8 protein-coding genes are annotated in these 13,929 nt (G+C 41.0%); 3 read left to right on the top strand and 5 right to left on the bottom strand.

Features of this window, described 5'->3' with window-relative positions; all coding sequences use genetic code 11:
* Positions 1-319: 319 nt before the first annotated feature.
* The 3 genes from ACFPZG_RS04115 to ACFPZG_RS04125 form a co-directional block, all read right to left on the bottom strand.
* Positions 320-6,142: a FecR family protein gene (locus tag ACFPZG_RS04115; RefSeq protein WP_317940280.1), complete on the bottom strand. Its 5,823-nt coding sequence runs from the start codon at positions 6,140-6,142 to the stop codon at positions 320-322.
* Between the two features lie 4 nt (positions 6,143-6,146).
* On the bottom strand, positions 6,147-7,796 hold the full coding sequence (locus ACFPZG_RS04120; RefSeq protein WP_317940282.1) for an S-layer homology domain-containing protein: 1,650 nt from the start codon (positions 7,794-7,796) through the stop codon (positions 6,147-6,149).
* A gap of 242 nt (positions 7,797-8,038) precedes the next feature.
* A complete protein-coding gene (locus tag ACFPZG_RS04125; RefSeq protein ID WP_317940283.1) occupies positions 8,039-8,845 on the bottom strand; it encodes an isoprenyl transferase in 807 nt (268 codons plus the stop codon).
* A gap of 1,149 nt (positions 8,846-9,994) precedes the next feature.
* Here ACFPZG_RS04125 and ACFPZG_RS04130 point away from each other — a divergent pair.
* A complete protein-coding gene (locus ACFPZG_RS04130) occupies positions 9,995-11,401 on the top strand; it encodes a purine-cytosine permease family protein (protein ID WP_283732819.1) in 1,407 nt (468 codons plus the stop codon).
* Positions 11,402-11,420: 19 nt separating this feature from the next.
* On the top strand, positions 11,421-12,176 hold the full coding sequence (locus tag ACFPZG_RS04135) for a creatininase family protein (RefSeq protein ID WP_283732820.1): 756 nt from the start codon (positions 11,421-11,423) through the stop codon (positions 12,174-12,176).
* A 108-nt stretch (positions 12,177-12,284) separates the two neighbouring features.
* On the opposite strand, the gene ACFPZG_RS04140 is transcribed toward ACFPZG_RS04135, so the two are convergent.
* Entirely contained in the window at positions 12,285-12,968 is a 684-nt protein-coding gene (locus ACFPZG_RS04140) for a hypothetical protein (RefSeq protein WP_283732821.1), read from the bottom strand.
* Positions 12,969-13,122: 154 nt separating this feature from the next.
* Between ACFPZG_RS04140 and ACFPZG_RS04145 the strand changes: the two genes are divergently transcribed.
* Positions 13,123-13,293, top strand: coding sequence for a hypothetical protein (locus tag ACFPZG_RS04145; protein WP_381426409.1), 171 nt, complete (start codon positions 13,123-13,125; stop codon positions 13,291-13,293).
* Here the strand turns inward: ACFPZG_RS04145 and ACFPZG_RS04150 are convergent.
* The gene (locus ACFPZG_RS04150) at positions 13,278-13,925 is read right to left on the bottom strand and encodes an L-fuculose-phosphate aldolase (protein ID WP_283732822.1); all 648 of its coding nucleotides are present in this window, start codon (positions 13,923-13,925) and stop codon (positions 13,278-13,280) included. The genes ACFPZG_RS04145 and ACFPZG_RS04150 overlap by 16 nt on opposite strands.
* Between the last annotated feature and the right edge of the window lie 4 nt (positions 13,926-13,929).

The following is a 13,929-nucleotide window of genomic DNA, read 5'->3' on the forward strand; positions in this document are numbered from 1 at the left end:
ATTACATTGAATCACTTTTTAATTTTATGTATATTCGATGAATATTCTTGATTGTTTGTCACACAGGTACCTTTACAATTATTAAGGTACCTGTGCACGACAATTTTATGACAATTCAATTGTGTGTATAAGTATCCACAAATCCAAAAACGAATCACCTAATACATGGAAGGTCCTTTTACTTTTGTGTATACTTGTTGAATATTCGCGATTGTTTGTCACACAGGCACCGTCACAATTAGCTATCACGCAGGTACGTAAAACAAAAAAGAGGCCAATCATCGCATGCATGATTGACCCCACTTTTTAAAAACTAAATTTATAGTTCTACTATTATTGTTTCCGTAACTGCCTGCGGCCAGTCATAGCCTGAATACCTGAATTCCACATAAATTTCATACACGTTGCCTGCGTCTAAACCTATAGTTATAGTACTGCCACCGTTAATATAATACTCTTCTCCATTCACAAACACACGTATATCCTCGTACCCTTCTTCATTATCCCATGTTAATATAATTGAAGTATTTGTTGTGGTATAGCTAAGTTCTTTAACGTCAGGTAGCAATCCTTCTACATAGCCGATCATCTCTTGAAGCAGAATATCAAAAGTTTCTTTGAATTCATCAATACTTGAAAAACCTTCTTCTGGTCTTAAGTAAAACAGGTTATATGCAAGCCATTCAGCAAAAGGATAAAACTCTTCATATTCGTCATCAACGGCATAAAAATCAATGCCAAGTATATACGAATAGGAAGTTAAAAATTCAATTGGCTCTTCAGATCCCTCTGGATCAAAATCGTTTAATGCGGCCAACACCATTTCCGGATTCATACTTTCTCTTTCTATTAAATTGCTAATTGCGACCCAAATAGCTTCTGCTTTAGCAACCTTTTCCCCATCTGTTTCTTCCGGTAAATTCAAAGCCGCCAATAAATTAAACCAGCTTTCCTCCGTGTACACCCCAGAATCCCAAGGAACATTATTTTTCGCATCCATTAGATTCTGATCAATTAGAGTCACTAATTCGCTGATCGCATTCAAAATCGACTCGGTTTTTACAACCTTATCTTCATCCGTACCTTCAGGTAAATCCAAAGCCACCACTAAATTAAACCAGCTTTCATCGGTGTACAACCCCGAATCCAATGGAACACTATTTATCGCTTCCCACAGATTCTGATCAATTAGTGTCACTAATCCACTGATCGCATTCAAAACAGACTCGATTTTTACAACCTTTTCTTCATCCGTATCTTCTGGTAAATCCAAAGCCGCCATTAAATTAAACCAGGTTTCATCAGTGTACAACCCCGAATCCAATGGAACACTATTTATCGCTTCCCACAGATTCTGATCAATCACTGTCACCAATCCGCTGATTGCATCTAAAATCGCCTCAGTTTTAACAATCTTTTCTACATCCGTTTCTTCCGGTAACTCCAAGGCATTTTCTACCATTAACCAGCTTTCTACGGTGTATAGTCCTGAATCTTCAGGAACATTACTCTTAGCATCCATCAGATTCTGATCAATTCGAGTCACTAATTCGCTGATCGCATTCAAAATCGACTCGGTTTTTACAACCTTTTCTTCATCCGTACCTTCAGGTAAATCCAAAGCTGCCATTAAATTAAACCAGCTTTCCTCAGTGTACAACTCGGAATCCGAAGGAACACTATTTATCGAATCCATTAGATTCTGATCAATTATTGTCACTAATCCACTGATCGCATTCAAAATCAACTCGGTTTTCACGACCTTTTCTTCATCCGTTTCTTCAGACAACTCCAAAGCCGCCATTAAATTAAACCAGCTTTCATCAGTGTACAACCCTGAATCAGAAGGAACACTATTTATCGCATCCATCAGATTCTGATCAATTATTGTCACTAATCCACTGATCGCATTCAAAATCAACTCGGTTTTCACGACCTTTTCTTCATCCGTTTCTTCAGATAACTCCAAAGTTGTCATTAAATTAAACCAACTTTCCTCAGTGTACAACCAAGAATTCCAAGGAACACTATTTATCGCATCCATCAGATTCTGATCAATTATTGTCACCAATCCGCTGATTGCATTCAAAATCCAATCGGTCTTTACAACCTTTTCTTCATCCGTTTCTTCTGGTAACTCCAAAGCATTTTCTACCATTAACCAGCTCTCTTCAGTATATAAACCTGAATCTGAAGGTACGCTATTTTTTGCGCTTGCCAAATTCCAATCAACTATTGTCACCAATCCACGGATTGACTCCAAGATAGCTTCCGTTTTCAGTATCTTTTCCTCATCGGTGCCTTCAGCCAATTCCAACGCAGTTATCAAAACCAACCAGCTTTCATCTGTGTATAATCCTGAATCATCAGGAACACTATTCTTAGCATCCACCAGATTTTGTTCAATCCGTGTCACCAATCCGCTGATTGCATCTAAAATCGCCTCAGTTTTAGCGACCTTTTCTTCATCCGTTTCTTCTGGTAACTCTAAAGCGCTTTCTACCATTAACCAGCTTTCTACGGTGTATAGCCCTGAATCTGAAGGTACGCTACCTTTCGCGCTTGCTAAATTCCAATCAACAATTGTCACCAATCCACGAATTGCGTCCAAAATAGCCTCAGTTTTAGCGACCTTTTCTTCATCCGTTTCTTCCGGTAACTCCAAAGCACTCTTTACCATTAACCAGCTTTCCTCAGTGTATAGCCCTGAATCTGAAGGTACGCTACCTTTCGCGCTTGCTAAATTCCAATCAACAATTGTCACCAGTCCACGAATTGCGTCCAAAATAGCCTCAGTTTTAGCGACCTTTTCTTCATCCGTTTCTTCCGGTAACTCCATAGCACTCTCTACCATTAGCCAGCTTTCCTCAGTGTATAGCCCTGAATCTGAAGGTACGCTACCTTTCGCGCTTGCTAAATTCCAATCAACAATTGTCACCAGTCCATGGATCGCTTCCAAGATAGCTTCCGTTTTCACTATCTTTTCCTCATCGGTGCCTTCAGCCAATTCCAACGCAGTTATCAAAACCATCCAGCTTTCATCTGTGTATAATCCTGAATCATCAGGAACACTATTCTTAGCATCCCACAGATTCTGATCAATTCGTGTCACCAATCCGCTGATTGCATCTAAAATCGCACCAGTTTTCGCGACCTTTTCTTCATCCGTTTCTTCTGGTAACTGCAAAGCATTTTCTACCATTAACCAGCTTTCTACGGTGTATAATCCCGAATCATCGGGAACACTTTTCTTAGCATCCCACAGATTCTGATCAATTCGTGTCACCAATCCGCTTATTGCATCTAAAATCGCACCAATTTTCGCGACCTTTTCTTCATCCGTTCCTTCTGGTAACTGCAAAGCATTTTCTACCATTAACCAGCTCTCTTCAGTATATAAACCCGAATCTGAAGGTACTCTATTTTTTGCACTTGCTAAATTCCAATCAATTATAGTCACCAGTCCAAGGATCGCCTCTAAGATAGCTTCCGTTTTCGCTATCTTTTCCTCATCGGTACCTTCAGCCAATTCCAACGCAGTTATCAAAACCAACCAGCTTTCATCAGTGTATAATCCTGAATCATCAGGAACACTATTCTTAGCATCCATCAGATTCTGATCAATTCGTGTCACCAATCCACGAATTGCGTCCAAAATAGCCTCAGTTTTAGCGACCTTTTCTTCATCCGTTCGCTCTGGTAACTCCAAAGCATTTTCTACTACTAACCAGCTTTCCTCAGTGTATAGCCCTGAATTTGAGGGTACGCTACCTTTCGCGTTTGCCAAATTCCAATCAACAATTGTCACCAGTCCACGGATTGCGTCCAAAATAGCCTCAGTTTTAGCGACCTTTTCTTCATCCGTTCCTTCTGGTAACTCCAAAGCATTTTCTACCATTAACCAGCTTTCATCTGTGTATAGCCCTGAATCTGAAGGTACGCTACCTTTCGCGCTTGCCAAATTCCAATCAACAATTGTCACCAGTCCACGAATTGCGTCCAAAATAGCTTCCGTTTTCACTATCTTTTCCTCATCGGTGCCTTCAGCCAATTCCAACGCATTTATCAAAACGAACCAGCTTTCATCTGTGTATAATCCTGAATCATCAGGAACACTATTCTTAGCATCCCACAGATTCTGATCAATTCGTGTCACCAATTCGCTGATTGCATCTAAAATTGCTTCAGTTTTCGCAATCCTTTCTTCATCAGTTTCTTCCGGTAACTGTAAAGCATCTTCTACCATTAACCAGCTTTCTTCAGTATATAAAACAGAATCTGAAGGTACGCTATTTTTTGCACTTGCTAAATTCCAATCAATTATAGTCACCAGTCCACGGATCGCCTCTAAGATAGCTTCCGTTTTCACTATCTTTTCCTCATCGGTGCCTTCAGCCATTTCCAACGCAGTTATTAAAACCAACCAGCTTTCATCTGTGTATAATCCTGAATCATCAGGAACACTATTCTTAGCATCCATCAGATTCTGATCAATTCGTGTCACCAATCCGCTGATTGCATCTAAAATCGCCTCAGTTTTCGCGACCTTTTCTTCATCAGTTTCTTCCGGTAACTGCAAAGCATTTTCTATCAATTGCCAGCTTTTTTCGGTATATAGCCCCGAATCTTTAGGAACATTATCCATCGCATCCCTCAGATTTTGATCAACCCTCGTCACTAATCCACTGATTGCATTCAGAATAGCTTCCGTTTTTGCAACCTTTTCTTCATCAGATGACTCCTCTAAGCTCAAAGCAACTTCAATTCTCTCCCAACTCTCATCTGTATACGGCTCTGCAGAAATCGGAATGCCTGCTTTGGCTGAAGCAAGGTTTCTATCTACTTCAGAAATAGGCGGTATTGGGGGCGGACTTGGCGGTTGAACAACAGGCCGTGCTGTTCTCTCTCTCTCCCTATTTTCCGCATCTTTCTGACGTTGTCTTTCGCGTTCTCTCTCACGTTGCATCTCATCAAATCTATCCCGAGCCTCTTGTTCTAACGCTTCCCTATATCTTTCTTCCGCTTTTCGTTTGGCTTCCTCTGCGGCTTTTTTTTTCTCTTCTTCTTGTTGTTCTTTCCTTCTTAATAATTCTTGAAGCAACGCAGCATTATTTTTTTGCCTTTCTTCCATTTCTTGTTGTTGCGCAGCTTCCCTTTGTTTCCTTTCTTGTTCAATCTGCCTCTGCCTCTCCCGTTCCCTTTCGGTCATTATCCATTCTGGAAGATTATCAAGATTGATTGGATTTTCCAACGAACCGTTCACGTTTCGAATTAACTCAGCAATTGCTTCTTCTGATAAATTATTTGCACCCATAGCCGCTTTAATGATGTGCTCGACCAAAAATTGGAGATTCACTTGCATTCTTTGCAGTTCTTCTAAATCCATTTGAAGAAATCCTTCGGTACTATCGTTCTGTAATTGGTTTAACATTTCTTCAAGAAATTGTGCATTCTCTTTATCAATTTCATCTTTCATTCGAAGAATCTGTTCAATTATATTAAAGTTGATCTGTCCAATGAGATCATCAAAATTAATATCCCCTATAGATCCAATAGGGTCACGTGAATCATTAACAAATTCCCCTCCAGGATAAATCATGTCTTGAGCGGGTTGATTTGGTTCAATAGAGGATACGATACCAGTCAATACCCAAAGCGTGGCCATGCCAGTCAATGGATCAACACCCACTATAAATTGAGTGCCTTTTGCACCAATTTTCTGGCCTGGTGTATTAATTTCAAAGACATCTTCCGGGTTTCTATCAGGATTGACACTTGACAATACTGTGCCGGACCAAACTAATAGTTTGGTAATCTTATGACCCGCCTTTAAGCGCAAATCTGATATCACCAAATTGGCATTGTTGGTAATCGTTAATTCATCTTCCGTATCACTGATAACCAATTTGGCACTTGAAAAAGCTTCGGTTGTCACCCGATCGCCTTGCTGCAAACGCATTCCTGAATACGCCCTAACCGCTAAATTCCCGCCGGCCTTCATTACCCAAACAGTACCAACCACATCTTCTATCTTCGCAGTCCGATTTTCAACCGCTCCAACCGATTGCCCGAATCCCGACAACATAAGAATAGCCGCCAGAAAAAGGGCAAACAGCTGCTTTATCGGCTTGGTGGCCTTCACGAACTCATTTACCTCCCCTTCCTGAAATTTGTAAAATCAGGTTATCGTAGCTATCTGCTACATATAAATTCCCGCCAGAATCTATCGCGAGGCCTGCCGGATTTTCGAAACCTTGTGCAACCGTACGGATTTTTCCATCTTTCAATACCCGAATAGATTTATTCAAGCTATCTGCAATGAACAATCCATATTTCTCCGAATAGTACAGCCCTTTTGGAAAATTGAGTTGTGCATCGGCTGCAAACCCATTCAAAAAACCACCTTCTGCATATAGAGAATGGGTCCCCTTGAAACTCCCTACAACAGTAGAAACCGTATTTGTCGAGAAATCGATGTAACGGATTAATTGATTTCCCGAATCGCTCACATATAAATTCCCTTTCGAATCAAGTGCGAGCCCGGATGGTTCATTGAATTTCGCATCGTTCAGCAAGCCATCTTTATAATCACCAGCCCACTCGACTTCACCTGGAAATACTTCCACAACCCGCTCAGATGCTGCGTTCAATGTCGACACTTCACCTTCAGCCGTTATTTTACGGATTATATGATTCAATGTATCCGCAACATATAACGTTCCATTCGCAGTTACAACGATTGACTGTGGAGAATAAAATCGGGCACTTTCACCGGCACCGTCTTCCTTTCCAATGAACCCATTACCAGCAAGAGTGGTAACCTGGCCGTTGTTTGATATTTTGCGGATTGCATGGTTTAGGGAATCAGCAACAAAGACATTCCCTGCGTCATCCGCTGCAATATCAATAGGTTCATCAAAGAAGGCCTTTTCCTTATCGCCATTGTAGAAACCACCTTGCGGCAACCCAAATTCGTTTAATTCTAAAGTCATTCCTGCAAACGTACTCACAACGCCATTGTGGATTTTCCGAATCACATGATTTCTACTGTCCGCTACAAGAATAGAACCATCAGGAAGAAGGGCAATACTGGTCGGCCCCCGGAACGAAGCACTTTCTGCCTTCCCATCCACCAAGTCAAACTTGCCATTCCCCACGAATTTCAAAACCGATACAGCCGCCTCGCTCCTTGTAATAAATGAAGCAAACTGACCACGTGTGACAAATGAATTCGGTGAATATGTCGTTGGCGACGTACCGGAAGTGATTCCATTCACCCGAAGTGATTCAACATAGGGTGCAAACCAATCACCACTTGAAACATCCGAGAAAGGAGAATCATTCAGCGAGCCTTCCATAAGCCCAAATCCATCGTGAATAATTTTCGCCATCTGCGCCCGCGTCATCAAAACATTCGGTTTAAACGTCCCATCTCCAAAGCCCCCAATTACTCCTGCTTGTACCAGCGCCGCAATTTGTCCATAAGATGGATGAGTCGTTGGCAAGTCTCTAAAATTCGGGTTCTTAACGTTCAAGGTATCCAACCCCAACACAGAAGCAAGCATCACGGCCGCCTGCCCACGTGTAACAAACTCCCCCGGCCTAAACGTACCATCCGGGAACCCATTCACAATTCCCCTCTCACTCAGCTCAATAACAGACCCATAGTAATAAGCTTTCGCATCCAAATCACTGAATGGTATTCCATCCGCCTGCACAGCCGCTGGGGCCACAACCGCCCCCATCACCATGGCAGAAGCAATAGCAGAAAGGAACATTTTCTTCGACTGCAACAATTTTCAACCTCCTTTATCATATAGGTGTGCGAAGTATACTATGCCGGGGTATGGAAAAGGATACGCATTTTGGTGGAATTTGGGATGCTACATACTATTTACGTTGTGATACGATGGGGTTACGTTGCGATACGATGACTTTACGTTGCGATACGAAGAGGTTACGTTGTGATACAACATAACGCAACCCACATAAAACTCCACAAAAAAAGAGACACCATTAACGGTATCTCCAAATCAAATCATTTATTAAACGCCCCAATTCCCTCAACCACACCGCCATAACGACGGTTCCGACTTTGGAAATCTTCAATCGCACTCAAAAGGCATTCTTCATTAAAATCTGGCCAATATACATCCGTAAAATTGAACTCCGTATAAGCGAGCTGCCAAAGCATGAAGTTCGAGAGTCGGACTTCACCGCTAGTTCGGATCAACAAATCCGGTTCAGGCAAGTGGGAGGTCATAAGATTGGATTCAATAAGTGATTCATCAATATCCTCTGGGAGAATCTCCCCTTTTCTTGCCATTTCCCCAATCGCTTTTACCATATTTAACAATTCCAGGCGACTGCCGTAGTTCATTGCAAAGTTCAAAATCAGCCCGTCATTGTTTGCGGTTGCGTCCATTGCATCCTTGATGGCTTTTTGAGTATGGGTAGGCAATGCTGAAAAATCACCGATCATTTCTACCCTTACATTTTCCTCAATAAGTTCGGGAAGATATGTGGATAAAAACTCAACAGGAAGCTTCATAAGGAAATCGACCTCAAATCTTGGTCTCTTCCAGTTTTCGGTTGAAAATGCATATAAAGTCAACACGCGAATTCCAAGCCGATTCGCAAAACGTGTGATCTTCCGTACCGTTTTCATACCTTCATGATGGCCCATTACACGCGGTAGATTACGCTGTTTTGCCCAACGTCCGTTTCCATCCATTATGATGGCAACATGGGAGGGGACAGTTTTCTGTCGTGCCTCATTAACACGAAAAGATAAAGTTTTTTCATCTATATCTGGTGTCTTCTTCCACCAAATCTTCTCAAGCATATTGTCCCTCCACTCTACTTTACTCTCCTACCAATTATCTTACGGCCACCTTTATTTATTTTAAAATATTTAATATTCACGATGATAGAGTCATATTGTCACTATATCATTCTTCTTGTCGAATTGGAATGCAATTTCATTTTTTTTAGTTTATTAGGCCTATTATTGTAGTAACTACTCTATGCCAAAATAAATATAAGTTATAAATACTAAAATGTAATCACATACTTTATAACTAATTAGACACTCCTACGGAAACTATTAAAATATGTCATATTTATTTGTCTACTATGTATTGACGCATCTACTTTCTATAGGTTCCCTTAAAAACAAAATTGTTGAAAACCTTTTTTCTGAATGGCGAACAAAGAATTGTACATTAACCAATCCACATTTAATAAATTCTAATCACGGCAAATCTGCTTTAAACTTCCCATTGAACCATTCAAACACCCATTACACGAAGAAAGTAATACATCCTAATTAATAATACCTATTCTGTCGACACTTAGGCATGCCACACTTCCACGATTCGACAAATACATGAAATTGGCACCGGAATCCGCTCCAATAAACGACAAATTCATCGCTCCATATACCTTTTACACAGCATTAATAGGCGCCAATGTCATCTAACAAAGATAGTAATTTCGACTCGTGATAAAATAGGTCGAAATTCGCTGTCGGAATAAAGTTACTAATTTTTATCACGCGCTATAGGTAAAACATCATGTAAGGTGTATAATAAGGGTAGAAATTATTTTATTTATTCTTTATTCTGTGTCCAATTTAGATAATTTTTACTAACAAAGTTTCAAAAGGGGGATCTTATGACAAAATGGGTAGGCAAATGGTTATGTAAGCTTTCCGGTTACCATCGGATGGACTACTATTCCAATACATGCAAGCGTTGCGGACATGTTAGACGGAAGGCTTAAGAAAATAATTGGGACATGGGGAAGAAAACAGTCCAGAAAGGTAAGCAAAATCTACCTTCTGGACTGTTTTTTCATTTGTAAAGGGTCCTGTGCAATTGTAGTCGTTTGATGCACAGGCACCGAAATAATTCGCAACACGAATAACTTTCCTTCATATTAAACCCCATCCCTGAATATTGTGCACTAATACAATTAAAAGGGAGGGATCATAATGGCTAAACAAGAAGACTTCGAAGTACTCACTCACGAAGATGGCGAGTATATGCTTTCTCCTGTTCCCGAATCGGAGCGACGTCCGACTTGGAAGCAGGTCATGGTATGGGTAGGTTTCGGGTATGTCGTGACCGGACTATTTGTCGGTGGTGTTTTAGCGGGATTTGGAGGACAACCAGGGGTGCCACCAGGAATGGCATTATGGGCAATTGGAATTGGAATGGGCGTTTTGCTTGTTCTGACGACGTTGTTAGGCATCATGGCACAAAAGACAGGATTGAATTTGGCTTTGATCAGCCGATATTCTTACGGTTCGATGGGAAGTAATTTACCTCTGTTCGTCATGGCATTATTAACTTTAGGTTGGTTTGCAAGTATCACAGGTATGGTTGGACAAATTTGGAGTTCATTGATTGGTAATCCTACAGGGATAACTGTATTCGATCCGGCCGTTTTGGGCTATAAGGATATTCCTGCAATTACACTGGAAAATTTCTTGGCATGCGCTGTTTTTGGACTCATTTTCACCTATACCGCCTATAAGGGAATGAAGGCAATTGAAGCGGTGGCAATTCCTGTTGCTCCTGTTATCCTAATCATCGCAGTCATCGTTGGAGTTGGTATGTTGAATGAAGGCGGTGGGATGGGAAGCTTTTTATCGGAGGCCAATAAAATCGGTGGTCTTGGAATGGGAAGTGCCATCACAATTGTTATGGGTAGCTGGATTGCCGGAGTCGTAATGGGAGTCGATCTTTTCCGGTTCAATAAATCCATAAAAGCGGTATTTGCGGGTGCAGTCGCCTGTTTCGTCCTCACAAATCCATTGCTCAACATCGTAGGCTATATCGGCGCTGTTTCAGTTGGTCAATTCAACTATGTTGAATGGATGATTGATAAGGGTATTCTGTTCGCACTTATTGGAGTTTTTGCGTGGACTACGTCCTTATGGACAACAAATAATGCAGAACTATACTGTAATTCGCTTTATGTAGGTCCTGTTATTTCATCCTATAAGAAGAAAGCAAACCGGCAGAAGATTGTTTTGATTACTGGAGTGGTCGGTACGATCATCGGTTCATTGGCGTTTTATCAGATCTTTTTCGCGGATTTCATCACAATCCTTGGTGCCGGTTTCCTTCCATTGGCGGGTCCACTAATTGCGGACTATTTCATCGTTAAGAAAGGTTCCTATAAGGTCGAGGAACTTAATTCTCAGGCGAAATATAAAATGGCAGGCATCATTTCATTCCTAATCGGCGCTGTTTTAGGATTGGTGTTCGAGTACGCACTCGTTTTGCCATTCGGCTTACCTTCAGGGCTCGTTGCTTTGCTCATCACAATAGCACTCTATCCGATCATTTACCGTTTCACAGCTGATTCAAAAAATCCCACTGCAGAAGCCTAAAAGAATGGAGGAATTACTCATGATAACTATCGGAACAAATATGACCTATCACCAATTTAAACAAGCCAAAATCGATAAGGTAGTTTTTGGTGTCGGCGCATTCGAAACTCATGGCAGCCATATGCCATTCGGAACCGATGCCCTCATCTCCAATATCCTTTCTGAAAAACTGGCGCAACGTGTAGATGGAATGATGGTTTTGCCGCCAATCAATTATGGATTAAGCGAGCATTACAATGACCTGCCCTTCACAATCAGCCTTAAGCCGGATACGATTGTCAATGTCATTAAAGAGGTTTTGCAGGAAATCGTGAGGAATGGAATTACTAAAATATTGATTATAAACGGGCATGACGGCAACATCGCGCCAATAGAATTAGCTGCGAGGGCTGTTAAAGTAGAGCATCCGGATGTTACGATTGCTTCATTTAATGACTGGTGGGTTGCTGCCGGGAAAATGGTGCCAGAGAATTTCTTCGAGAAATGGAATGGATTGGGGCATGCCGGAGAATGTGAAACATCGATGGGATTAGCTCTTTTCGAAGATTTAATACAAATGGAACATGCCGTCGGGGTTATCCCCGACTTGCCTGAGCACGTTGAAATAAAATGGCGATTTGAAGAATTGACCAACACTGGCGCATCCGGAGATCCAAGTGTTGCAACAGTGGAAAAAGGTAAGAAACTTGAGGAAGTCGTCCTCGATGTATTAGAGGATTTCGTGAGATCGATGGATGAAAACGGGTGGCAGTACGCGTCCAAAAAAGCACATTAATGAAAAGAGATTTGGAAGTCAATCAAAACGATGCTTGGTTGACTTCCTTTTTTATGTAAATTAAGTGACCTTCGAAGCTGTCATCTAACTTTATAAAAACTGAAGTCTCTAAGAATGAACCAAACTAACCTTATCATCTTCATCGTTTAACGAAGCGAGTTCCGTCGCGATAATTTTTGAGGCCTGTTTATTAAAAATAGCCGATTGCCAAAAATACATATCTATAAGTTTCATAGGAGTAAAACCACTATCCAAGTAGGGCTCAAACTCCATTTTATACGTATTATAAAAACGTACTATTTCAATTAAAGATTCCTTGGTAAGAGAACTTTTCATGCTGTGCAATCTTAAACCTTTTCTGAAATAGCGGTCGAATGCAGGAATATTACCAAACACCCCCATCAGAATCTTAGTAACAAGTGTATCCGAAACATTGAACTCCTCATAACACGCACGAGTCTCGTTCACCAACTCCATCAAAGTCTCTACATGTTCCTCATCCGTCAATTGTCTTGAGTAAAAAGCTGTGTAATTGGTATTCCCAGCAACCGTCCTAACAAATTCCAAGTGAATCTTATAGTCCTTTTGTATCAGCTTGGAACTTCCTCGCATCATCCCCCAACTCGCTAAGTAAAAACCTATATGCAATGCAGCGACATCCTGGACAAATTCCTCATGCAAACGCTGATGATTGTTCGCAAAAAAGCTGTGGCAATGATGCCATGAATTATATCGATGATGTATATCCTCCGTCGCCGGCTCAATATACATATCCAACATTTCCTTAATCATCTGACTTCCACTCCCGGTAAATTTCTACTTAATCCCCTTCTAAGTACTTATATTCGACAAAGGAGTGGAAAGTCCTTCCTGTCTTTCTTCCTAATTTTGTATTAAAAATGCAAATCTATCGTAAGGTAAGACACTAATATGACAATTCATCAATATGAGCATACATGTAATAAATGATCTACGAAACGTTGATGGTATTGTATTCTCGATTGTTCGTTACACAACCGTCACAATTCCAATCTACATTGTGAAACAATCAAAAAAAGCAACAAGCACCCAAACAATTACAATCGTTCGGGTGCCTGTCACTTATCTCACACGCTGACCATATGTCTCAAATTTCTTCTGCATCAACGTCATTTCATTCTCACCTAAAATAACCGGTTCCCCAATACTTTTCGTTCGATAATAAAGCTCTGCACAGAACTCTATCTCCTCCGCGATATTAAATGCATGGTCGATATCATTGCCGCCTGCCAACAATCCATGGTTGGCAAGCAAGACAGCACGCCGATCTCGCATGGCCTCAAATGAGTTGACTGCAAGTTCCGGAGAACCGTATGTTGCATACTTAGCACATCGGACATTATTTCCCGCGAAAGCGACTAAATAATGTACCGCGGGTAATTCCCAGTTCATACAGGAAATTGTCGTTGCATAGTTAGAATGTGTATGGACAACCGCCTGTATGTCATCTCTTTTGTTATAGTAGATCAAGTGCATCGATACTTCACTTGAAGGCGTGCGGTTTCCGTCAACGACATTTCCATTCAAATCAATGACGACGACATCTTCCGGAGTAATATCGAAATAATTCATTCCACTTGGTGAAATTGCGACCAATTGTTTTTCCCTGTTGAAGATACTTAGATTCCCGCCAGTTCCTGTTGTTAATTGATTCACGATTAACTTCTGTCCATATTCCATGACCAAAGTCCGTTCTTTTTCTAATAACATTTTC

It is taken from the genome of Sporosarcina thermotolerans, assembly GCF_042658975.1.
Classification (GTDB): domain Bacteria; phylum Bacillota; class Bacilli; order Bacillales_A; family Planococcaceae; genus Sporosarcina; species Sporosarcina thermotolerans.

What these genes read in the sequence shown, in the direction of transcription:
- ACFPZG_RS04125 (WP_317940283.1), bottom strand. Translation starts at nt 8,845, where the DNA reads ATGCTTGAGAAGATTTGGTGGAAGAAGACACCAGATATAGATGAAAAA.
- ACFPZG_RS04130 (WP_283732819.1), top strand. Translation starts at nt 9,995, where the DNA reads ATGGCTAAACAAGAAGACTTCGAAGTACTCACTCACGAAGATGGCGAG.
- ACFPZG_RS04135 (WP_283732820.1), top strand. Translation starts at nt 11,421, where the DNA reads ATGATAACTATCGGAACAAATATGACCTATCACCAATTTAAACAAGCC.
- ACFPZG_RS04140 (WP_283732821.1), bottom strand. Translation starts at nt 12,968, where the DNA reads ATGATTAAGGAAATGTTGGATATGTATATTGAGCCGGCGACGGAGGAT.
- ACFPZG_RS04145 (WP_381426409.1), top strand. Translation starts at nt 13,123, where the DNA reads ATGAGCATACATGTAATAAATGATCTACGAAACGTTGATGGTATTGTA.
- ACFPZG_RS04150 (WP_283732822.1), bottom strand. Translation starts at nt 13,925, where the DNA reads ATGTTATTAGAAAAAGAACGGACTTTGGTCATGGAATATGGACAGAAG.